This is a genomic window from Magnetospirillum sp. LM-5 (assembly GCF_902729445.1).
In the GTDB taxonomy this organism is placed as follows: Bacteria; Pseudomonadota; Alphaproteobacteria; order Rhodospirillales; family Magnetospirillaceae; genus Magnetospirillum.
Genome location: NZ_CACVCE010000045.1, coordinates 157614 through 179467, shown reverse-complemented (window position 1 = coordinate 179467; position 21854 = coordinate 157614). Strand labels below are relative to the sequence as shown.

Genomic DNA, 21854 nt, shown 5'->3' with positions numbered 1-21854 from the left:
CAGATGCAGCAATTGCGGCGTTTTCCCTCTCCCCTTGTGGGAGAGGGTGGCCGCGAAGCGGCCGGGTGAGGGGCGCGCGCGTCGGCGCGCCATATGATGTGCTTGATACAAAGACGTTTTTTACGCGCTCGCCGCGCGTAAGACCCCTCACCCCCGCGCTTCGCGCGGCCCCTCTCCCACAAGGGGAGAGGGTTATGATGCCCGTGTCAAGCACGGGCATGACGAAAGGACCAGGAGTAGCCCGCCAAATTTCAAGCCGGGGATCAATCCTCGGCGGAACGGCTGGCCTTCTTGCGGTCGTTCGGATCGCGCAGGCGCTTCCTCAGGCGGATCGACTTCGGCGTCACTTCCACCAACTCGTCGTCCTGGATGTAGGCGATGGCCTGTTCCAGGCTCATCTTGCGCGGCGGCGTCAGGCGCACCGCCTCGTCCTTGCCCGAGGCGCGGATGTTGGTCAGCTGCTTGGCCTTCAGCGGATTGACTTCCAGGTCGTTGCCGCGGCTGTGCTCGCCGATGATCATGCCTTCATAGACCTTGACCTGCGGATTGATGAACATCGGGCCGCGATCTTCCAGGTTCCACAGCGCATAGGCCACCGCCTCGCCGCTGGCGTTCGAGATCAAGACGCCGTTGCGACGGCCCTCGATGGCGCCCTTGTAGGGGGCGTAACCGTGATAGACGCGGTTCATCAGGCCGGTGCCGCGGGTGTCGGTCAGGAACTCGCCGTGATAGCCGATCAGGCCGCGCGACGGCGCCAGGAAGGTGATGCGGGTCTTGCCGCCGCCGGTCGGGCGCATGCCGGTCAGCTCGGCCTTGCGGATGGTCATCTTTTCCACCACCACGCCCGAGAATTCCTCGTCCACATCGACGAACACTTCCTCGATCGGCTCGAGGCGCTGGCCGTCCTCGGTCTTGAACAGCACGCGCGGACGCGACACCGACAATTCGAAGCCCTCGCGGCGCATGGTCTCGATCAGCACGCCCAGCTGCAGTTCGCCGCGGCCGGCCACCTCGAAGGCGTCCTTGCTGTCCTGCTCGGTGATGCGGATGGCGACGTTGGATTCGGCCTCGCGGAACAGGCGCGCGCCGATGACGCGGCTGGTGACCTTGTCGCCCTCGGTGCCGGCCAGCGGGGAATCGTTGACCGAGAAGATCATCGCCAGCGTCGGCGGGTCGATCGGCTGGGCCTTCAGGGGCTCGCTCACCTCGGCGGCGCAGATGGTGTCGGCGACGGTGACCTTGGTCATGCCGGCCAGGCAGACGATGTCGCCGGCCTCGGCCTGATCGACCGGCACCCGCTCGATGCCGCGGAACGACAGGATCTTCGAGGCGCGGAACTGCTCGACCACGCCGTCGCGGTTGATGCCCTTGACCGGCATGTTCAGCTTCAAGATTCCGGTCTCGATGCGCCCGGTCAGGATGCGGCCCAGATAGGGGTCGGCTTCCAGGGTGGTGGCCAGCATCGAGAAGGGGGCGTCCAGATCGTGGTTCGGGGCGGGAACGTGCTTGAGGATCAGGTCGAACAGCGGCTCGAGCGAATCCTTCGGACCCTCCGGCGCCTCGGCGGCCCAGCCGTCGCGGCCGACCGCGAACAGGGTCGGGAAGTCCAGCTGCTCGTCATTGGCGTCCAAGGCGGCGAACAGATCGAAGCATTCGTCATGCACTTCGTGCGGGCGGGCGTCGCCGCGATCGACCTTGTTGACCACCACGATCGGCTTGAGCCCCAGGCCCAGCGCCTTGCCGGTGACGAACTTGGTCTGCGGCATCGGGCCTTCGGCCGCGTCCACCAGCACCACCACGCCATCGACCATCGACAAGATGCGTTCCACCTCGCCGCCGAAATCGGCGTGGCCGGGGGTGTCGACGATGTTGATGCGCACGCCCTTCCAATCGACCGAGGTGCACTTGGCCAGGATGGTGATGCCCCGTTCCTTTTCCAGGTCGTTGGAATCCATCACCCGCTCGGCGACCTGCTGGTTTTCGCGGAAGGTGCCGGACTGCCGCAGCATGGCATCGACCAGGGTGGTCTTGCCATGGTCGACGTGGGCGATGATGGCGATGTTCCTAAGTTCCATGGGAGGTTCGTTTCTTGTCTTGAAGGGGATGGGGAAAAGCGCTCTCAGCCCAGCTTGGCGGCGGCCAACTTGGCCAGAGACTGCGCCGGGCGGGCGCCGATGTGGGAAATGATCTCGGCCGCCGCGATGCCGCCCAGGCGCGCGCAGGTGGCCAGATCACGGCCTTGGGTATAGCCGTGCAGGAAGCCGGCGGCGTAAAGATCGCCGGCCCCGGTGGTATCGACCACATGATCGACCGGGTCGCAGCCGACGACGATGACGTCCTCGTCGGTCACCACCACCGAGCCCTTGGGGCCCCGCGTGATCGCCGCCACCTTGGCGTGGCCGCGCACGGCCCTGAGCGCCTGGTCGAAATCGTCGGTCGAGAACAGCGACTGAATTTCGGCATCGTTGGAAAACAGGATATCGACATGGCCCGAGATCAGTTCCAGGAACTCGGCCCGGTGACGATCGACGCAGAACGGGTCGGACAGCGACAGCGACACCTCGCGCCCCGAATCGTGGGCAACCCCGGCGGCCTTGAGGAAGGCCTGCTTGGCCAGCGGCGGGTCGTACAGATAGCCTTCCAGATAGGTCACGGCGGACTGGGCAATGACGGCCTCGTCGACATCGTCGGGCCCGAATTCGATGCAGGCGCCCAGATAGGTCAGCATGGTGCGCTGGGCGTCGGGGGTGACCAGCACGAAGCAGCGCGCGGTGGCCGGGCCGTCGGCGGCGGCCACGGTCTCGAAGGTGGCGCCGGCATTCTTGATGTCGTGGGCGAACACCCGGCCCAGCTGGTCGTCCTTGACCTTGCCCATATAGGCGGCCTTGCCGCCCAGCGAGGCGATGCCGACGATGGTGTTGGCCGCCGACCCGCCCGAGCATTCCAGGCCCGGCGGCAGCGAAGCGTAGATCCGTTCGGCCTCGGCGCTGTCGATCAGGGTCATGACGCCCTTGGTCAGGCCCAGGCGGGCCAGCAGCTCGTCCTCGGCGTGGACCAGCACGTCGACAATCGCGTTGCCGATACCGGCGACGTGGAAACGTGGTTCTGCCATGATCTTGATCTCGTGGTTCGCTGCGCGATATGGACGGAAGACACCTGCTCCCGACAAGCGGCGCAGTATATCCAGACCGCGTTCTGGAACAACATAAAAACGGCGTGACATATAAGGGATGACGATGATCGCGGCTTTGTTCAAGGCCTTCGCCCAACTTCCCGACCGCTCCTTGAACCGGGTGCTGGGTCGCGGCATCCTTGGCGCCCTGGCGATTTACATCGCATTGGTCGCCGCGGTGTGGACCATCTTGTCGCAGGTCACCTTCTTCGCCGAGGCCTGGGCCGACATCGGCACCGGCCTGGCCTTGGGGCTGGCGGTGCTGGTGCTGCCCCTGCTGTTCTTCCCCGCGCTGGCCACCGCCATCATGAGCCCGATGCTGGACCAGGCCGCCGAAGCGGTCGAGGCCCACCACTATCCGCACCTGGCCCCGGCCCGGCCGCAGCCCTGGACCGAAGCCTTGCTGGCCACCGCACGATTTTTGGCGGTGATGGTGGTGATCAACCTGCTGGCGCTCCCTATATATGCGGTGCTGCTGCTGACCGGCCTGACCTTCATCCTGGTGACGGCGATCAACGGCTACCTGCTGGGCCGCGAATATTTCGAGCTGGTGGCTTTGCGCCGGCTGGACCTGGCGACCGGACGGCTGGTGTTCAGGAACAATCTGGGACGCCTGTGGCTGGCCGGAGCGGTGATCTCGGTGCTGTTCTCGGTGCCGCTGCTGAATTTGGCGGCGCCGGTGATCGGCACCGCCTTCATGGTCCATGTGGTCCAGCGGCTGAAGGGCCCGGCGAGGGCCCCAAAAAACGGGTAGGGGGTAGAAAATTACCCGCCCGAAGGGATAGCCAGGCTGGACTCGCGGGCAAAAATATGGTGTAAGCCAACGTCGCCGGATCACCATGCCCGGCGCAACCCTTGTCCTTGTTCCAAAGCGGAGGATATCCCGTGCTCGAAGCCTATCGTCAGCATGTTGCCGAACGCGCCGCCCTGGGGATCCCGCCGCTGCCGCTGACCGCCAAGCAGACCGAGGAATTGGTCGCGCTGCTGAAGAACCCGCCCAAGGGCGAGGAGCAGACCCTGGTCGAGCTGATCACCTATCGGGTGCCGGCCGGCGTCGATGATGCCGCGGGCGTCAAGGCCGCCTTCCTGGCCGAGATCGCCAAGGGCACCGCCACCAGCCCGCTGATCAGCAAGGTCAAGGCCACCGAATTGCTGGGCACCATGCTGGGTGGCTTCAACATCTCGCCGATGATCGAGCTGCTGGCCTGCGCCGAATGCGGCGCCGCCGCCGCCGAGGGCCTGAAGAAGACCCTGCTGGTGTTCGATTATTTCCACGACGTCAAGGCGCTGGCCGACAAGGGCAACGCCAATGCCAAGGCGGTGATCCAGTCCTGGGCCGACGCCGAATGGTTCACCTCGCGCCCGGAAGTGCCGGCCAGCCTGACCGTCACCATCTTCAAGGTGTCGGGCGAGACCAACACCGACGATCTGTCGCCCGCTCCCGACGCCTGGAGCCGCCCCGACATCCCGCTGCACGCCCTGGCCATGCTGAAGAACCCGCGCCCGGGCATCGAGCCGGAAGAGGCCGGCGTGCGCGGCCCGGTCAAGTTCCTGGAGGATCTGCGCGCCAAGGGCAACCTGGTGGCCTATGTCGGCGACGTGGTCGGCACCGGCTCGAGCCGCAAGTCGGCCACCAACTCGGTGCTGTGGTTCACCGGCGAAGACATCCCCTTCGTCCCCAACAAGCGCTTCGGGGGCGTCTGCCTGGGCACCAAGATCGCGCCGATCTTCTACAACACCATGGAAGATGCCGGCGCCCTGCCCATCGAGCTGGACGTCAACCAGATGAACATGGGCGACGTGGTCGAGCTGCGCCCCTATGAGGGCAAGGCCCTGAAGGACGGCAAGGTCATCGCCGAATTCACCGTCAAGAGCGACGTGATCTTCGACGAAGTGCGCGCCGGCGGCCGTATCCCGCTGATCATCGGCCGTGGCCTGACCTCCAAGGCCCGCGAGGCCCTGGGGCTGGCACCCAGCACCCTGTTCCGCCTGCCGGCCGTGCCGGCCGACACCGGCAAGGGTTACAGCCTGGCCCAGAAGATGGTCGGCCGCGCCTGTGGCCTGCCGGAAGGCAAGGGCATGCGCCCGGGCACTTATTGCGAACCCAAAATGACCACTGTCGGCAGCCAGGACACCACCGGCCCGATGACCCGCGACGAGCTGAAGGACCTGGCCTGCCTGGGCTTCTCGGCCGACATGGTGATGCAGTCCTTCTGCCACACCGCCGCCTATCCCAAGCTGGTGGACGTCAAGACCCACAAGGAACTGCCGGGCTTCATCTCGACCCGAGGCGGCGTGGCGCTGCGTCCCGGCGACGGCGTCATCCATTCCTGGCTGAACCGCCTGCTGCTGCCCGACACCGTCGGCACCGGCGGCGATTCCCACACCCGCTTCCCCATCGGCATCTCGTTCCCGGCCGGTTCGGGCCTGGTCGCCTTTGCCGCCGCCACCGGCGTCATGCCGCTGGACATGCCGGAATCGGTGCTGGTCCGCTTCAAGGGCACGCTGCAGCCGGGTGTCACCCTGCGTGACCTGGTCAACGCCATCCCGCTTTACGCCATTCGCGCCGGCCTGCTGACCGTCGAGAAGAAGGGCAAGAAGAACGTGTTCTCGGGCCGCATCCTGGAAATCGAGGGCCTGCCCGACCTGAAGGTCGAACAGGCGTTCGAGCTGACCGATGCGTCTGCGGAACGTTCAGCCGCCGGCTGCACGGTGCGCCTGAACAAGGAACCGATCATCGAGTACATGAACTCGAACATCACCCTGATGAAGTGGATGATCGCCGAGGGCTATGCCGATGCCCGCACGCTGGGCCGCCGCGTCAAGGCGATGGAAGCCTGGATCAAGGACCCGCAGCTGTTGGCCCCCGACGCGGATGCCGAATATGCCGCCATCATCGACATCGATCTGGCCGACATCAAGGAACCGATCGTCGCCTGCCCGAACGATCCCGACGACGTCAAGCTGCTGAGCGAAGTGGCCGGCGACAAGATCGACGAGGTGTTCATCGGCTCGTGCATGACCAATATCGGTCACTTCCGCGCCGCCGGTAAGGTGCTGGACGGCAAGTCCGACATCCCGACCCGCCTGTGGATCGCGCCGCCCACCAAGATGGACGCCATGATCCTGAACGAGGAAGGCTATTACAGCGTGCTCGGCAAGGCCGGCGCCCGCATGGAAATGCCCGGCTGTTCGTTGTGCATGGGTAACCAAGCCCAGGTGCGCAAGGGTTCGACCGCGATGTCGACCTCGACCCGCAACTTCCCCAACCGTCTGGGCATCGACACCCGCGTCTATCTGGGGTCCGCCGAGCTGGCCGCCGTCTGCGCCCTGATGGGCAAGATCCCGACTCCGGCTGAATATCTGGCCCAGGTCGCCGTGGTCAACGAAAAGGCCAAGGATGTCTATCGCTACATGAATTTCGACCAGATCGCCGTCTTCAAGGAAATCGCCGACGGCGTCACGGTCTGACCGGACAGACCAATAAGAAGAGCGCTCACGCCTTGAGCCCCCGCCGGGAAACCGGCGGGGGTCTTGTTTTTTCCCCACCCGCGGCGCGGAAAGTGTTATGGCTTCGCCTTGCCCCCCGAAATGAAAGCAATTGTTCCGTCATGGACGTCTTCACCCCCGATCATCCCCTGAGCCTGGCCCTGGCCGAGCGCGCCTATACCGAACTGACCGACGTGCAAGGCGCGGTGCTTGACCCCGTGGCCGAGGGCCGCGACCTCTTGGTGTCGGCCCAGACCGGATCGGGCAAGACCGTGGCCTATGGCCTGGCGCTGGCCGACACCTTGCTGGACGGAATGCCGACCCTGGGGGCGGCCGGTGACCCGTTGGCCCTGGTGGTCGCCCCCACCCGCGAACTGGCCCTGCAGGTCAGCCGCGAATTGACCTGGCTGTACGCCAAGGCCGGCGCCCGGGTGGTCGCCTGCGTCGGCGGCATGGACCCGCGCGCCGAGCAGCGTCTGCTGGCGCAAGGGGTGCACATCGTGGTCGGCACGCCGGGCCGTCTGCGCGACCATCTGGAACGCGGCGCGCTGCGCATCCGCCATTTGAAGGCGGTGGTGCTGGACGAAGCCGACGAAATGCTGGACATGGGCTTCCGCGAGGACCTGGAATTCATCCTGGAGGCCACGCCGGCCGAGCGACGCACGTTGCTGTTCTCGGCGACGCTGCCCAAGGATATCGTCGCGATGGCGAAACGATATCAGAGGAATGCTTGGCGCATCGCCATCGCCGGCGGCAAGCAGGGCCATGCCGACATCGAGTATCGGGCGGTGCGCGTCGCCCCCAACGAGATCGAGCATGCGGTGGTCAACATCCTGCGCTATATCGAATCGCCCACCGCCATGGTGTTCTGCAACACCCGCGAATCGGTGCGCCACCTGCAGGCGATCCTGCTCGAACGCGGCTTTTCCGCCGTCGGCCTGTCGGGCGAGATGAGCCAGGCCGAGCGCAACCGCGCCCTTCAATCCCTGCGCGACGGCCGCGCCCGGGTGTGCGTCGCCACCGATGTCGCGGCGCGCGGCATCGACCTGCCCAATCTGGGCCTGGTCATCCATGCCGAATTGCCGCAAAACGCCGAGACCTTGCAGCACCGATCGGGCCGCACCGGCCGCGCCGGCAAGAAGGGCATCAGCGCTTTGCTGGTGCTGCTGTCCAGGCGCCGCCGGGCGGAAGGGCTGCTGAACGCCGCCGGCGTCACCGCCACCTGGAGCGGCGCGCCCGCCGCCGACGAAATCCTGCAGCTGGACCAGGAACGGCTGCTGAAACATCCGCTGCTGACGGAAGAGCCCGACGAGGCCGACCTGGCCATGGCCACCGCCCTGCGGGCCGAGCGCCCGCCCGAGGCGATCGCGGCGGCTTTGGTCAAGATGTACCGCGCCCACCTGCCGGCCGCCGAGGAAGTGTTCGACCCCGGCTCGGGCCCGGCCCCCATGGGCGAGCGGCCGGAACGCGCGCCCCGCGGCGAACGCCCGCCGCAGCTGGAAGGCGGCGGCGTATGGTTCCGGCTGAATGTCGGGCGCCAGAAGAACGCCGATCCGCGCTGGCTGATCCCGCTGATCTGCCGCCAGGGCAAGATCACCAAGGCCGAGATCGGCGCCATCCGCATCTTCGAGCGCGACACCCGCTTCGAGATCGAGGCCGCCGCCGCCGACCGTTTCCGCGCGGCATTGGCCCATGCCGACCGCACCGACGTCCGCATCGAACTGGCCGACAACCAGGGCGCCGGCGGCCCGCCGCCGCCGCGTGAGCCCCACGGCCCGCGCAAAGCCCGGCCCGAGGGCGCGCGGCCCGAGGGCAAGAAGCCGGGCGGCTTCATCAAGACGCCGTGGAAGGCCAAGGACGGCGGGCCCAAAAAGAAGCGCTGATCACGCCTGCAGGGCGCGCAGCTCGGCGTTGGTATAGCGCAGGCGGGCGGCCAGCACGCTGGCCAGGCCTTCCATCATGTTGAGCGCGATCTTCTTGTGGCTGTCGGTGAAGGCGTCGAACTGCCGGCGTGACAGCACGTAAAGATCGACGTCGCTGAAGGCGACGGCGTTGGCCGAGCGGGCCTCGCCGTCCAGGAAGGCCATCTCGCCGAAAAAGGCGCCGCGCCCGAAGGTGGCGAGGTGATGGATCTGGCCCTGGCCCACCGGCAGGACGATGCGCACCGATCCCTTGCGGATCAGGTAAAGCTCGTCGCCATGGTCGCCGATCGAGAAGATCACCGCGCCGGCCGCGATGTGGCGTTTCTCCATCTGGGCCTCGAGCTCGGCCAAGGTCTCGCGCTTGCGGTCGGCGAACAGCTCGATCTCGAACAATTCCAGCGGAATTTCGTCGTTCCGGGCCAGCGCCGCCTCGGCGATCAGCTGGTCCTCGACCCATTCCATCGCCTCGTTCAGTTCGGCGAAGGCGCGCACCTTGTGACTGGAATGCACCAGCCCGACCTGGTCGAAATAATCCTCCATATCCTTGCCCGACGGCACATGCTTGGGGATGCGCGAGAAGATCAGCATGCCGCCGCGCTCGCCCAGCATGTCCTTGATCTGATCCAGCATGTGGGCGGCGGTGATGTCCACCGCCTGGACCCGGCGCATGTCGAGAATCAGGTATTTGCGCCGTTTCAGATCGGCCTCCAGCGCGTGGTAAAGCTGGCTGGTGGTGCCGAAGAACAGGCTGCCCTGCAGCTCGACGATGGCGGTCTGGCCGCCCTTTTCGGTCAGGATGTCGCGTTCCGCCTGGACCCGGACCCGCTTCGAGAAAGTCTGGTCGCCGGAAACGATGGCGCGGACCACCGAGCCATGCACCTGTTCGCGAATGAACAAAAGCACCGCCAGCACCACGCCGACGCCCGAGGCGACGATCAGGCTGATGGTCAGCGCGCAGGCGATCACCGCCGCGATCACCGCGAAATCCAGCACCGTGGCGCGGTGCTTCAAAAAGCCCAGGCTGTGCCAGTCGATCATCCTGACGCCGATCACCAGCAAGATGCCCGACAGCGACGCCACCGGCACCCAGCTGATCAGGTTGGCCAGCAACACGAAGGCGATCAGGGCGGCGATTCCCTCGACCAGGCCGGACAGCTTGGTGGTAGCACCGCTCGACATGTTGACCAGGGTCGCACCCATGGTGCCGGCGCCGGGCACGCCGCCCAGGGCGGCGGCGGCCAGATTGCCCAGGCCCTGGCCCAGAAGCTCGCGGTTGGAATCGTGGCGGGTCCGGGTCAGGGCGTCCAGCACCACGCAGGTCTTCAAGGTGTCGATGGACAGCAGCACCGCCAGGGTCAAGGCCGGCAGCACCAGGTCGCGCAGCGCGTTGAAGCCCAATTGTCCCAGGGCGTTCCAGCGGTCGGCGAAGGATTCGATCAGCCCGCCGCCCTCGCCGCCGCCCAGGGCGCCGACCACGAACTTGTTGCCCTCGAGGGTCAAGAGCGCCGGATCGGCCAGACCCAGCGTCAGATAGGTGGCGATGCCGGCCGCCAGACCCAGGACCGGGGCCGGCACTTTCTTGGTGATCTTCGGCGCGGTCAGCATGACGGCGATGGTGGCGCCGCCGACCACCATGCCCTGCCAGCGCCACATCTCGGGCGCGCCCAACGCCCCCCAGAAGCCGGTGCCCTTGGGCAGGCCCAGAAAGCGCGGCAGCTGGCTGGCGATGATGATCATGCCGACGCCGCTGAGGTACCCGCTGACCACCGGATAGGGCATGTACTTGATCAGGCGGCCCAGGCTGAGGGCGCCCATCAGCAGCTGCAGGCCGCCGGCCATCAGGCCCATCAGCGCCAGCAGCAACAGGCCCAGCTCGGGGCTGCCGCCGCGGCTCATATGGTCGATGGCGAAGGCGCCGAGGACCGCCGCCGCCGGGGCGCACGGCGCGCTGATCAGCCGGTTGGTGCCGCCGAACAAAGGTGCCAGCAGACCCAGCGCCACGGTGCCCAGGATGCCGGCCACCGCGCCCTGCGCCCCGTACTGGGCGCCCAGCACCGAATAGATGGTGACGCCGAAGGCGATGGCCGACGGCAGGGCCACCAACATGGCGGCGGTCCCGCCCCACACGTCACCCAGCAGGTTTTCCGACTTCCAGGACTTCATGGCAGCCCCTCCCCGCCCGCCTTGACGGCGGGCTTTCCATCCCGGATCAGGCTACACCAACTTTCTAGGTAATGTTACCGATCTGTTTCAGCCGAAAGCATCGGGCAAGGCCTCGCGCGCCAGGCGAATGGCCTCTTCGGCGGCGGGGGCGCCGCAATAAAGCGCGGCCTGCAGCAAGACCTCGCGCAGCTCGGCCGGGGTGGCGCCGTTCTTGATGGCGCCGGCCAGATGCAGCTTCAGGGCATGCGGCCGGTTCAGCGCGATCAGCATCGCCACGGTGACCAGCGAGCGGGTGCGCCGGTCCAGCTCGGGCCGGCCCCAGACCTCGCCCCAGCCATAGCGCACCATCAGATCCTGGAACGGTTCGGACCAGCCGTCCAGCGAGCCGGCCACCCGGTCGGCATGGGCGTCGCCCAGAATTTCGCGGCGATTGCGCAGGCCCCGGTCGCGGGAGGAATCGGACATCGGCGGCTCCTGGGATCAGCGGGATTTCGGCAAGGTGAAGGCGATGGAGCAGCCCACCCCGGGGCGGCCCTCGGCCCAGATGCGGCCGCCATGATAGTCGATGATCTTCTTGGCCAACGCCAGACCGACGCCGACCCCTTCATAGTCCTCGGGATCGACGACGCGCTGGAAGATGCCGAAAATACGCTCGGCATAGGCCTGCTCGAAACCGATGCCGTTGTCGGCGACGGTGAAGCGCCATTCGGGGCCATTGTCGGTGCAGGTGATGGCGATGGTCAAGGGTCGGGCCGGATCACGGAACTTGATGGCGTTCTCCAGCAGGTTCTGGACCACCATGATCAGCTCGGCCTCGACCCCCGTCACCGTCGGCATCGCGGGGTCCGGCGTCACGGTGGCGCCGGCATCCTTGAGCGAGCGGGCCAGGTTTTGTTGCGCCTCGTCGATCACCTTGGAAAAGGCAACGTCTTCGAAGCCGCTGTCGGCCGAGCCGATGCGGGCATAGTCCAGCAGGCCGCCGATCAGGGCGTACATCCGCCGGGCGCCAAGAATGGTGTAGTTCATGAATTCCCTGAGGTCGCCGTCGATGTCGGGACCCAGGCGGCGCTCGATCAGGTCGATATACATGCTGATGGTCCGAAGCGGCTCGCGCAGATCGTGCGAGGCGACCCAGGCGAAGCTTTGCAGATCGGCGTTGGCGCGCTGCAGGATGCGGGCCTGGTCCTCGAGGCGGCGATTGCCCTCGCGCAATTGCGTCTCGGCCAGCTTGCGGGCGGTGACGTCTTCGAACACCGTGATGAAATAAAGGGCACGCCCCGCCGAATCGCGCGCCAGGGCGGTGGTGACGCGGGCGATGACCGTCTCGCCGTTTTGATGACGATAGGCGATTTCCCACGATCGGCTGGCACAATCGCCGGCCAGGATCGCGCGGGCGGCCAGGGTGTCGGGCCGCTGGGCGGGATCGACGGTGAACAACGGATAGCCGCCGGCGACCAGCGAATCATGGTCGTAGCCCAGGATGTCGCTCAGGCAATGGTTGACGTCCAGCCAGGTCCCGTCTGGGGCGACCATCGCCATGCCCACCGCGGCCTGCTCGAACACCGTGCGGAACCGTTCGGCCAAGGATTCCAGCTCGACGCGTCCGGCTTCCTGCTGGTCCAGCAATTGGTTGAAAGTGGCGCAAATGGTGCCGATCTCGTTGTCGTCGGCCACGTCGGCGCGGGCCGGCACGCCCCGGCGCAGGTTTTCGATGGTGGTCTCCAGACCCTCGAGCGGGGTCAGGATGACTGTGTGGAAGCGCACGAACACCAGGCCGACGAACAGGATCATCGCCGCGCTGAACAGACCGAAGATGGCCAATTGGCGTTCCTTGGCGGAATCATAGGCATGGCGCGCGATACGATCGGACGCCGCCTTGATCTCGCGCAGCGACGCCTGCAGCTGGGTGGATTCCTGGAACAATTGCGAGCGCAGGATCGAGGTGACATGGGTGTCGTTGCCGTTGCCGCGCGCCTCGCTCAGGCGGTCCAGCAGCGGATGGAGCGCGCTGAAGCGATAGGACAGCGCGTCGATCATCGGTGCGACCGGCGAATCGGCGGCCAGGCGAACCGGCTTCATCGCCTCGGCCACTTCCTCGACCTGGCGGTGCCATTGCTGGACGGCGCGGGGTTCGCCGTACAGCAGGATCTCGTGAGTCAGCTGGACCAGCTGGACCCCCTCGGTGACGACGCGGTCAAGCTGTTCGCTGCGCGAGGTGTCGGCGAAAAAGGCCTGCTGGCTATAGGCGAAGGCAGCGATGGCCAGCGCGGTCAGGAAAGCCCCGATCAGCAGGACCAGTCGGAAGCCGAGCTTGATATCCACTGACCCGACCTATCGCGTGAAGATGCCGACTGCGTCCGGCTTGACCGCCCGCAACGGCTCGGGGTGGATGGTGTCGGCGAAGGTCGGGCGCGTGCCCTTGGTGTCGGCCTGGGCCAGCCAGCGCGCCTCGCTATCCATGGCCTCGAGGATTTCCTGCGGCAGGCTGACCGCCAATTGCATGCGCGGCCACAAAATGTCGAGATAGGCCCGATCAAGGGCGAAGCGCTGGGCCAGATAGGCCTTGGCCTCATCGGGATTGGCCCGCACCCATTGCTCGGCCAGGATCAGCCCTTTCAGCAGCTTGCGAATGGCGTCCGGCCGCGGCGCGATCTCGGCCTCGCGGGTCACCAGCAGCAGGTGCGCCTCGGTGCCGCCATCCATCAGCCGCACCGCGTTGGGGCCCAGCGCCTTCTCGATGGCCGTCACGTGGGGTTGCCACACGATGGCGGCGTCGATCTGGCCGGCGGTCACCGCCTCGACCAGCGGCTTGGGCGCCAGGTCGACGATGGTCACGTCGCGCACCGACAGGCCCTGCAGCGCCAGAAACACCATCAGGTTATGTTCGGCCGACGAGGTGGCCGGAACGCCGATGCGCTTGCCGCGAAGATCGCCGGGAACCAGGATGTTGCGATCGCGCCGGGCCACCAGGCCCTTGTTCCAGTATCGGCAGATGTCGGCCAGGATGCGCAGGTCCCGCTCGGTGAAGCTGCGCTTGGCCACCACCAGATCGGCGGCGGTGGCGATATCGACCTCGCCGGCCCGCAGGGCTTCCATCGCGGCATTGCCCGACGGATAGGCCTTCATATCGACCTCGAGCCCGACCTTGCGGAAAAACCCCTTGTCGCGGGCGATCCATTCCAACGCCCCGACATCGCCGTCATAGGCGGCCAGGCGGATGTGATCGACCTTGCCCGGCCCCAGGATGTCCAGCCCGGCCTGGTCGGCCACCACCGTCAAGCCGCCCAGCCCGACCAGGGCCAGGATGGCCAGCAGCAGACGGCGCCGGGCCCGGTTCATGGTGAGCCCGCAAAAGCGACGGTGACCGCCGGGTCACCCGGCAGGCCGTGATAACGAACGGTGATCCGGGTCCCCGGCCTGGTCGGGGCCGAGCCCTGGAAGCCGCCCAGGCTGAGCAGGTCGCCCGCCTTAAGCGGCTGTCCCGCCGCCCTGACCGCCCCGGCCAACCAGATGGCGGCGTTCAAGGGGTGGCCCATCAGCACCGCGCCTTTTTCGCGACCAAGTTCCTTGCCGGAAATCTCTTCGGTGATGGTGACCTGCATGGTGGCCAGGGCGGCTGCCAGATCAGCGCCGGCGCCATCGACCAAAATCGCCGCGCCCATGACGCCGCCACGGAAGGCGGCGTTGGTGGCGATCAGCTCGGGTCCGGTCGGCGTGCCCTCGATCATCAGGTCGGGCAGCTCGACGAACGGCACCAGGGCGCTGATATGGGCCAGCGCCTCGGCCGGCGTGCGGGCGTCGGCCAGGGCGGCATCCTTGACCACCACCACGAAATCAGCCTCGTAGCGCGGCTTGGCGCCGAAATTTGCCGGAACGACGGCGCCGCTGGTCACCATCTGGCCGGCGAACATCGCGCCCCAGGCCGGGCCGGCCACGCCGAACCGCTTCTGGGAATCGGGATTGGTGAACAACGCCTTGTAGCCGACGCGCGGACCCAGAACCGGTGGCAATTCCGGGATCAGGCGGCCCTGCGCGCACAGGGCCTCGGCTTCGGTAATGGTCTTGCCGAAGCCCCGGCTGGGATTCTTGGCGGCGAATTCGGCGACATAGGCGCTGACCTGAGCGGCGTCGGGACAGCCGGCCACGGCCGGGACCGAGCCCAGAACGACAAGACCGGCCATGAGACATCGCCCGGCGAATCGCATGGCGGCACCTCCCCTCCACCAAATCTCCCACAAAAATACAGTGAATAGGGCTATGGCGGAAGTGCCGTGTTCGCAGGGCCGCCCTGACCGGAAATCAGGCTTTCCCCGGCCGGATCGTGGGCGTGGTAACGCCGCTTGGCCAAGGCGCGCGACCCCACCGCGTAACAATAGCTGCAGCCATGCGGGCAGGTATCGTACTGGCCGATGTCGCGGCTTTCATGGCAGGCGCAATCGGGGCGGTTGCCCTTGACGCGGGCCTTGATGGTGCAAGGCCGGCCCCAACCGGCGGCCACATCTTCCAGGCGGCGGGCGTCGATGCAGGCCGCCGGCCGGGTGCCGGCCACATGATAGGCCGATTGCGAACAGACACTGAGGGTCAGGCCCCGCCGGGCGGCCAGCGCGGCCAATTCGGCGACCAGGCGGCACTTGTCCTGGTCGGGCGGATCGGACCAGGTGAAGCCGTGCGCCCTGGCCGCCGCATCCAGGTTGCGGGCACTTTTGCGGTAGATGGTGGCGAACGAGGTTTGGCATTCGTCGATGGTTCCGGCCAGGCGGTCGGCCAGGCGGGCGAAGCTGTCGCGGTGGAAATCGTCCGGCGTGACCGAGGTGAACAGGATCGGGTCATAGCGCCACACCACGGCGCGCGGGCCGAACTCGGCCGCTACCGCCAGCATCGACTCGATGGCGCGGGCCGGCTCGATCACCGCACTCTCCAGGGCGCGCGGATAGCCAGTGACGGTGTGGCTGACCACGAAGGGGATGCCCGCCTCGCGCAACAGCCGCAGGGCGGGCAGAAAGGGGCGGACATTGCGGGTCCAGAACACGAAACCATCGACGCCGTCGCGCAGCGACACCCATCCGTCCGGCCCGCCATAGGGATTGGGCACACGGGCGGTCCCCGCCTTGAAGCGGTGGATGAACCACTCGCCGTAAAAGGCCGGTATATCTGTGCGGAAGCTGGCCGAGACGATCATTTGCCGATTGTCGGCAAGCCTTTGCGGCCTGGCAAGGATTTGCATTGTTGCAGGCTTCCATCCCCACCCTATATAAGGCGCGAGAAGGCGTCCCCCCATTCCCGTCGGGCGGACGCCGCCGGATTTTTCGGACCGCATCAAGGCGGCCTGAGCGCGAGAGGACGACATGAGCAAAGTTATCGGTATCGACCTGGGCACCACCAATTCCTGCGTCGCGGTGATGGAGGGCAAGAGCGCCCGCGTCATCGAGAACGCCGAAGGCATGCGCACCACGCCGTCGATGGTGGCTTTCGCCGATTCCGGCGAGCGTCTCGTCGGCCAGCCGGCCAAGCGCCAGGCGGTGACCAACCCGACCAATACCTTGTTCGCCATCAAGCGCCTGATCGGGCGCCGCTTCGAGGACCCGATCACCAAGAAGGACATGAACCTGGTCCCCTATCACATCGTCAACGGCGACAATGGCGATGCGTGGGTCGAGGCCGGCGACAAGAAGCAGAGCCCCAGCCAGATCTCGGCCTTCATCTTGATGAAGATGAAGGAAACCGCCGAAGCCTATCTGGGCGAGACCGTGACCCAGGCCGTCATCACCGTGCCGGCCTATTTCAACGACGCCCAGCGCCAGGCCACCAAGGATGCCGGCCGCATCGCCGGCCTGGAAGTGCTGCGCATCATCAACGAGCCGACCGCCGCCGCCCTGGCTTACGGCATGGAGAAGAAGGGCTCGGGCATCGTCGCGGTCTATGACCTGGGTGGCGGCACCTTCGACGTCTCGGTGCTGGAAATCGGCGACGGCGTGTTCGAGGTCAAGTCGACCAACGGCGACACCTTCCTGGGCGGCGAGGATTTCGACGCCCGCATCATCGATTACCTGGCCGACGAGTTCAAAAAGGAACAGGGCATCGACCTGCGCGGCGACCGCCTGGCCCTGCAGCGCCTGAAGGAAGCCGCCGAGAAGGCCAAGATCGAGCTGTCGTCCTCGATGCAGACCGAGGTCAACCTGCCGTTCATCACCGCCGACGCCTCGGGCCCGAAGCATCTGAACATCAAGCTGACCCGCTCGAAGCTGGAGGCCCTGGTCGAGGATCTGGTCGCCCGCACGGTCGAGCCCTGCAAGGCGGCGCTGAAGGATGCCGGCCTCAAGGCCAGCGAGATCGACGAGGTCATCCTGGTCGGCGGCATGACCCGCATGCCCAAGATCCAGGAAGTGGTGAAGGAATTCTTCGGCCGCGAGCCCCACAAGGGCGTCAACCCCGACGAGGTGGTCGCCGTCGGCGCCGCCATCCAGGGCGGCGTGCTGAAGGGCGAGGTCAAGGACGTCCTGCTGCTCGACGTCACCCCCCTGTCGCTCGGCATCGAGACCCTGGGCGGTGTGTTCACCCGCCTGATCGACCGCAACACCACCATCCCCACCCGCAAGAGCCAGGTGTTCTCGACCGCCGAGGACAACCAGACCGCCGTCACCATCCGCGTCTTCCAGGGCGAGCGCGAGATGGCCGCCGACAACAAGATCCTGGGCCAGTTCGACCTGATGGGCATTCCGCCGGCCCCGCGCGGCGTGCCGCAGGTCGAGGTGACCTTCGACATCGACGCCAACGGCATCGTCAACGTGTCGGCCAAGGACAAGGCCACCAACAAGGAACAGCAGATCCGCATCCAGGCTTCGGGCGGGCTGTCGGACGGCGACATCGAGCGCATGGTCAAGGAAGCCGAGGCCCACGCCGCCGACGACCGCAAGCGCAAGGAAGCCGTCGAGGCCCGCAACCAGGCCGATTCGCTGATCCACTCGACCGAAAAGAGCCTGAAGGAATTCGGCGACAAGGCCGACCCTGCGCTCAAGAAGGACATCGAGACCGCCATCGCGTCCTTGCGCGAAGTGATGGACGGCGAGGATGCCGAGGTCATCAAGTCCCGCACCGACGCCCTGATGCAGGCCTCGATGAAGCTGGGCGAGGCGATGTACAAGGCCCAGGAAGCCGCAGGTGCCGCCGAGGCCGGTGCCGGTGCCGGTGCCGCCGACCAGGGCGGCCCGGACGGCAAGGTCGTGGACGCCGACTTCGAGGAAGTCGACGGCGACAAGAAGCACAAGTAAGAGGGACCCCCGCCATCCCGGTCCTTGGCCGGGATGGCGGCCCTGACAGAAGGCGGCGGCGGGCGGCATGAGCAAGCGCGATTATTACGAGGTTCTGGGCGCCGAGAAGGGCGCCTCGGCGGACGATCTGAAGAAGGCCTATCGCAAGCTGGCGATGCTCTATCACCCGGATCGCAACCCGGATGATCCGTCGGCCGCCGACAAGTTCAAGGAACTGAACGAAGCCTATGACGTCTTGAAGGACGAGCAGAAGCGGGCCGCCTATGACCGCTTCGGCCACGCCGCCTTCGAGGGCGGACGCGGCGGCCCGGGCGGCGGCTTCGGTGGCTTCGATTTCGGCGGCGGCGGCGGCGGCGGCGGCGGCTTCTCGGACCTGTTCGAGGAGATGTTCGGCGAGTTCATGGGCGGCGGCCGGCGCGGCCAGTCGCAAGGCCGCGGCGCCGATCTGCGCTTCAACATGGAAATCAGCCTGGAAGAGGCCTATGCCGGCAAGGCGGCCACCGTCACCGTGCCGTCCTCGGCCCCGTGCGATGCCTGCCAGGGTACCGGCGGCAAGGACGGCGCCCAGCCGGTGGCCTGCATCACCTGTCACGGCGCCGGCAAGGTCCGCGCCCAGCAGGGTTTCTTCACCATCGAACGCACCTGCCCGACCTGCCAGGGCATGGGCCGGGTGATCAAGGACCCCTGCCGGGTGTGCTCGGGCGCCGGGCGGGTCCGCAAGGACAAGACCCTGAACGTCACCATCCCGCCGGGCGTCGAGGACGGCACCCGCATCCGCCTGGCCGGCGAGGGCGAGGCCGGCATGCGCGGCTCGCCGCCGGGCGACCTTTACCTGTTCCTGGCGATCCGGGCGCATCGCCTGTTCCAGCGCGACGGCGCCAACATCTATTGCCGGGTGCCGATTCCGATGACGGTGGCGGCGCTGGGCGGCTCGATCGAGGTGCCGACCATCGAGGGCACCATGACCAAGGTGTCGATCCCGGCCGGCACCCAGACCGGCAACCAGTTCCGCCTGAAGAACAAGGGCATGAGCGTGCTGCGCAGCCCGGCCCGCGGCGACATGTTCATCCAGGCGATGGTCGAGATCCCGGTCAACCTGACCGCCCGCCAGCGCGAGCTGCTGGAGGAGTTCGATCGTGCCGGCGACGACGACACCGCCAAGCACAGCCCGGAATCCCACGGCTTCTTCTCGAAGGTCAAGGAGCTGTGGAAGGATCTGACCGAGTAGGACTTGCCGCTGGCGACGCCATGCGTATATGGTATGCGCATGGACCATGAGGTTTCGCCATGAACGCCCTGTTCGATCCCAAGGCGCCCAAGAAGGCGTGCAACGTCAGCGTCAACCAGGACCTGCTGGCCCAGGCCAAGGACTTGGGCATCAATCTGAGCCAGGCCTTGGAGGGCCAATTGGCCCAACTGGTGCGCGAGGCCAGGAGCAAGGCGTGGAGCGAGGAGAACCGCGAGGCCATTGAGGCACACAACCGCCATGTCGAGCGGCATGGCATGTGGAGCGACGGGCTTCGGATGTTCTGATGCACCAGTTCGACGTCCATCAATCCTCGGGGCCGCTGCTGGTGATCTTGCAATCGGACATGATCGGCGAGCTCAACGTGGTTGTGGCCGCGCCACTGGTCCCGGCGGAGGACTGGCCGGTCCCCGCCCGCCATTTACACCCGGTCTGCCTGCTCGACGATAGTCCGTACGTCCTGGTGACCAACCATCTGGCGGCGGTGACCAAGGACCGGATCGGACGCCGCGTCGGCTCTGTCGATGCCCATCGTTCGGATATCATCAACGCCCTGGATTTCCTGTTCACCGGCATTTGAAGGTAAGGCACATCATGAAGATCGGAATCGTCGGCTGCGCCGGCCGCATGGGGCGGATGTTGATGAATGCGGTGCTGGAGGCCCCGGGCTGCCAGCTTGCCGGCGGCACCGACCGCCCCGGCTCGGACCAGGCCGGCCAGGATCTGGGCACTCTGCTGGGCCGCGCGCCCCTGGGCCTGACCGTAGGCCAAGATGCCAAGGCGCTGTTCGCCGCCTGCGACGCCATCATCGACTTCACCGCGCCGGCCGCCACCGTGGCCCATGCGGCGCTGGCCGCCGAACTGGGCAAGATCCTGGTGGTCGGCACCACCGGATTGACCAAGGAAGACGAGGCCGTCCTGGCCCAGGCCGCCCGCAAGACCACCATCATCTATGCCCCCAATTTCAGCGTCGGCGTCAATCTGCTGATGGCCCTGACCGAGCGGGCCGCCGCCATCCTGGGGGATGATTACGATATCGAAATTGTCGAGATGCATCATCGGCGCAAGGTCGACGCGCCGTCGGGCACCGCCCTGGGCCTGGGCCGGTCGGCAGCCAAGGGGCGCGGCGTCGCGCTGGATCAGGTGTGGTGCAAGTCCCGCGACGGCCATACCGGGGCGCGCCCCAAGGGCGAGATCGGCTTCGCCACCCTGCGCGGCGGCGACGTGGTCGGCGACCACACGGTGATGTTCGCCGCCGAGGAAGAGCGCGTCGAGCTGACCCACAAGGCCGCCAGCCGCGCGGTGTTCGCCAAGGGCGCGGTGCGCGCCGCCCGCTGGGCGGGATCGGCCAAGCCCGGCCTTTATTCCATGCGCGACGTGTTGGGGTTATAGGCGCCGCGCGGGGTTATGGCGCGCTTTGGGTGATCTTCCACACCGTGCGGCCGGCATCGTCGGCCACATACAGGGCGCCGTCGGGGCCGAAGGCCAGGCCGACCGGCCGGCCCCACACCTTGCCGGGCGCCACCATGAAGCCCGAGGCGAACACCTCGTATGGACCCAGCGGGTGGTCGTTGACGAAGGGAACCCGGGCGACGACAGTGCCGATCGGCTCGGACCGGTTCCACGACCCGTGCAGGGCGACATAGGCGAACCCGTCGGCGAAGGCCAGCCCCAGCGGCGCCGAATGGGCGCGAAACAGGACGTCCGGCACCCGGCTTTTCACCACCAGACCGGGCGCCCGGCTTGCAAAACCTGGCTGCGGATTGGGGCCGATATAGGCATAGGGCCAGCCGAAGAACGCCCCGTCCTCAAGCCGGGCCAGATAATCCGGCACCAGCTCGTCGCCCAACCCGTCGCGTTCGTTGACCACTGTCCACAAATCGCTGCTGCCGGGGCGGAAGGCCAGGCCGACCGGATTGCGTAACCCACTTGCGAAAGTGCGCCCATGGCTGCCGTCGATGCGAAATTCCCGCACGGTGGCGCGCGGCGCCGCTTCCTCGGCGATATTGGCGCGCGAGCCGATGCCGACATAGAAGCGGCTGCCATCGGGATGGATGGCCAGCGAGCGCGTACTATGACCTCGATCATCGCCCAGGGCGCCGGGCGGGGTGACCTGGACCCAGCTGTCGGCCCGCTCCTGGCCGTCGCTCCAGGCCGCGCGCCACACCGCCCTGGTGTCGGCCACCCACACCTGCCCGTCATGGAAGGCCAGGCCGAACGGTTCGGAAAAGCCGGTGGCGAAGGTGGCACGGGTCTCGGCCATTCCGTCGCCGTCGGCATCGACCAGGCGGGTCAGCTTGTCCATCCGCTGCTCGGCCACCAACAGCGCGCCGTCGGGCAGTACCAGCAGATTGCGCGGATGATCCAGCCGGTCGGCGAACAAGGTGGCGGCGTAACCCGGCGGCAGCTCGAGGGCCGCCTGTTCCGGACGCGCAACGACATCGGCGGGATTGGCCTTGGACGGCGTCGCGAAGGGCTGGGGCAGATCGGTGAAATGGACGTGGAAGCGGGTCAGCGGCGCCAGGTCGGCCGCCGCCACCGGGGCGGCGGCGGCCAGCAACAGCAGGACACAGACCAGCCGCCACGCCATGTGG

17 protein-coding genes are annotated in these 21854 nt (G+C 67.0%); 8 read left to right on the top strand and 9 right to left on the bottom strand.

What is annotated here, in order from left to right:
* Positions 1-263: 263 nt before the first annotated feature.
* Together typA and MTBLM5_RS14780 are read right to left on the bottom strand one after the other, a co-directional pair.
* On the bottom strand, positions 264-2075 hold the full coding sequence (typA, locus tag MTBLM5_RS14785) for a translational GTPase TypA (RefSeq protein WP_173976838.1): 1812 nt from the start codon (positions 2073-2075) through the stop codon (positions 264-266).
* Positions 2076-2119: 44 nt separating this feature from the next.
* The gene (locus tag MTBLM5_RS14780; RefSeq protein ID WP_173976837.1) at positions 2120-3112 is read right to left on the bottom strand and encodes an adenosine kinase; all 993 of its coding nucleotides are present in this window, start codon (positions 3110-3112) and stop codon (positions 2120-2122) included.
* A gap of 124 nt (positions 3113-3236) precedes the next feature.
* Between MTBLM5_RS14780 and MTBLM5_RS14775 the strand changes: the two genes are divergently transcribed.
* From MTBLM5_RS14775 to MTBLM5_RS14765, 3 genes are all read left to right on the top strand, one after another.
* Positions 3237-3926, top strand: coding sequence for an EI24 domain-containing protein (locus tag MTBLM5_RS14775; protein ID WP_254431068.1), 690 nt, complete (start codon positions 3237-3239; stop codon positions 3924-3926).
* A gap of 131 nt (positions 3927-4057) precedes the next feature.
* Positions 4058-6643, top strand: a complete 2586-nt coding sequence (gene acnB, locus MTBLM5_RS14770) for a bifunctional aconitate hydratase 2/2-methylisocitrate dehydratase (protein WP_173976835.1) — start codon at positions 4058-4060, stop codon at positions 6641-6643.
* A gap of 140 nt (positions 6644-6783) precedes the next feature.
* A complete protein-coding gene (locus MTBLM5_RS14765; RefSeq protein ID WP_173976834.1) occupies positions 6784-8544 on the top strand; it encodes a DEAD/DEAH box helicase in 1761 nt (586 codons plus the stop codon).
* Here the strand turns inward: MTBLM5_RS14765 and MTBLM5_RS14760 are convergent, their stop codons facing one another.
* From MTBLM5_RS14760 to MTBLM5_RS14735, 6 genes are all read right to left on the bottom strand, one after another.
* Positions 8545-10746: a SulP family inorganic anion transporter gene (locus tag MTBLM5_RS14760; RefSeq protein ID WP_173976833.1), complete on the bottom strand. Its 2202-nt coding sequence runs from the start codon at positions 10744-10746 to the stop codon at positions 8545-8547.
* Between the two features lie 87 nt (positions 10747-10833).
* A complete protein-coding gene (locus MTBLM5_RS14755; RefSeq protein ID WP_173976832.1) occupies positions 10834-11211 on the bottom strand; it encodes a carboxymuconolactone decarboxylase family protein in 378 nt (125 codons plus the stop codon).
* A gap of 15 nt (positions 11212-11226) precedes the next feature.
* Positions 11227-13068 carry an ATP-binding protein gene (locus tag MTBLM5_RS14750; RefSeq protein WP_173976831.1) on the bottom strand — a complete coding sequence of 614 codons (1842 nt, stop codon included), beginning with the start codon at positions 13066-13068 and terminating at the stop codon, positions 11227-11229.
* A 9-nt stretch (positions 13069-13077) separates the two neighbouring features.
* Positions 13078-14085 (bottom strand): ABC transporter substrate-binding protein, encoded by a 1008-nt coding sequence (locus MTBLM5_RS14745; RefSeq protein ID WP_173976830.1) that lies wholly within the window; start codon positions 14083-14085, stop codon positions 13078-13080.
* A complete protein-coding gene (locus MTBLM5_RS14740; protein ID WP_173976829.1) occupies positions 14082-14927 on the bottom strand; it encodes a 2-keto-4-pentenoate hydratase in 846 nt (281 codons plus the stop codon). Before MTBLM5_RS14740 ends, MTBLM5_RS14745 begins: the two co-directional genes overlap by 4 nt.
* Before the next feature lie 74 nt (positions 14928-15001).
* Positions 15002-15970, bottom strand: coding sequence for a DUF1848 domain-containing protein (locus MTBLM5_RS14735; protein ID WP_254431067.1), 969 nt, complete (start codon positions 15968-15970; stop codon positions 15002-15004).
* 121 nt (positions 15971-16091) lie between these two features.
* On the opposite strand from MTBLM5_RS14735, the gene dnaK reads away from it, so the two are divergent.
* From dnaK to dapB, 5 genes are all read left to right on the top strand, one after another.
* A complete protein-coding gene (gene dnaK / locus MTBLM5_RS14730; protein WP_173976828.1) occupies positions 16092-18014 on the top strand; it encodes a molecular chaperone DnaK in 1923 nt (640 codons plus the stop codon).
* A 67-nt stretch (positions 18015-18081) separates the two neighbouring features.
* Positions 18082-19242 carry a molecular chaperone DnaJ gene (gene dnaJ / locus MTBLM5_RS14725; RefSeq protein WP_173976827.1) on the top strand — a complete coding sequence of 387 codons (1161 nt, stop codon included), beginning with the start codon at positions 18082-18084 and terminating at the stop codon, positions 19240-19242.
* 59 nt (positions 19243-19301) lie between these two features.
* Complete coding sequence (locus MTBLM5_RS14720; protein ID WP_173976826.1) at positions 19302-19547, top strand: type II toxin-antitoxin system CcdA family antitoxin; 246 nt, start codon at positions 19302-19304, stop codon at positions 19545-19547.
* Positions 19547-19840 (top strand): CcdB family protein, encoded by a 294-nt coding sequence (locus tag MTBLM5_RS14715; RefSeq protein ID WP_173976825.1) that lies wholly within the window; start codon positions 19547-19549, stop codon positions 19838-19840. Before MTBLM5_RS14720 ends, MTBLM5_RS14715 begins: the two co-directional genes overlap by 1 nt.
* A gap of 14 nt (positions 19841-19854) precedes the next feature.
* A complete protein-coding gene (gene dapB / locus MTBLM5_RS14710; protein ID WP_173976824.1) occupies positions 19855-20652 on the top strand; it encodes a 4-hydroxy-tetrahydrodipicolinate reductase in 798 nt (265 codons plus the stop codon).
* A 13-nt stretch (positions 20653-20665) separates the two neighbouring features.
* Here dapB and MTBLM5_RS14705 read toward each other — a convergent pair whose 3' ends face one another.
* Positions 20666-21850, bottom strand: a complete 1185-nt coding sequence (locus tag MTBLM5_RS14705) for a sorbosone dehydrogenase family protein (protein WP_173976823.1) — start codon at positions 21848-21850, stop codon at positions 20666-20668.
* Positions 21851-21854 lie beyond the last annotated feature (4 nt).

Bases quoted from the DNA above. Each gene is read 5' to 3' on its own strand.
- typA (WP_173976838.1), bottom strand. From the start codon at position 2,075: ATGGAACTTAGGAACATCGCCATCATCGCCCACGTCGACCATGGCAAG.
- MTBLM5_RS14720 (WP_173976826.1), top strand. From the start codon at position 19,302: ATGAACGCCCTGTTCGATCCCAAGGCGCCCAAGAAGGCGTGCAACGTC.
- MTBLM5_RS14715 (WP_173976825.1), top strand. From the start codon at position 19,547: ATGCACCAGTTCGACGTCCATCAATCCTCGGGGCCGCTGCTGGTGATC.
- MTBLM5_RS14760 (WP_173976833.1), bottom strand. From the start codon at position 10,746: ATGAAGTCCTGGAAGTCGGAAAACCTGCTGGGTGACGTGTGGGGCGGG.
- MTBLM5_RS14765 (WP_173976834.1), top strand. From the start codon at position 6,784: ATGGACGTCTTCACCCCCGATCATCCCCTGAGCCTGGCCCTGGCCGAG.
- MTBLM5_RS14705 (WP_173976823.1), bottom strand. From the start codon at position 21,850: ATGGCGTGGCGGCTGGTCTGTGTCCTGCTGTTGCTGGCCGCCGCCGCC.
- dapB (WP_173976824.1), top strand. From the start codon at position 19,855: ATGAAGATCGGAATCGTCGGCTGCGCCGGCCGCATGGGGCGGATGTTG.
- MTBLM5_RS14775 (WP_254431068.1), top strand. From the start codon at position 3,237: ATGATCGCGGCTTTGTTCAAGGCCTTCGCCCAACTTCCCGACCGCTCC.
- MTBLM5_RS14780 (WP_173976837.1), bottom strand. From the start codon at position 3,112: ATGGCAGAACCACGTTTCCACGTCGCCGGTATCGGCAACGCGATTGTC.
- MTBLM5_RS14755 (WP_173976832.1), bottom strand. From the start codon at position 11,211: ATGTCCGATTCCTCCCGCGACCGGGGCCTGCGCAATCGCCGCGAAATT.
- MTBLM5_RS14745 (WP_173976830.1), bottom strand. From the start codon at position 14,085: ATGAACCGGGCCCGGCGCCGTCTGCTGCTGGCCATCCTGGCCCTGGTC.
- MTBLM5_RS14735 (WP_254431067.1), bottom strand. From the start codon at position 15,970: ATGCAAATCCTTGCCAGGCCGCAAAGGCTTGCCGACAATCGGCAAATG.
- dnaK (WP_173976828.1), top strand. From the start codon at position 16,092: ATGAGCAAAGTTATCGGTATCGACCTGGGCACCACCAATTCCTGCGTC.
- dnaJ (WP_173976827.1), top strand. From the start codon at position 18,082: ATGAGCAAGCGCGATTATTACGAGGTTCTGGGCGCCGAGAAGGGCGCC.
- MTBLM5_RS14740 (WP_173976829.1), bottom strand. From the start codon at position 14,927: ATGGCCGGTCTTGTCGTTCTGGGCTCGGTCCCGGCCGTGGCCGGCTGT.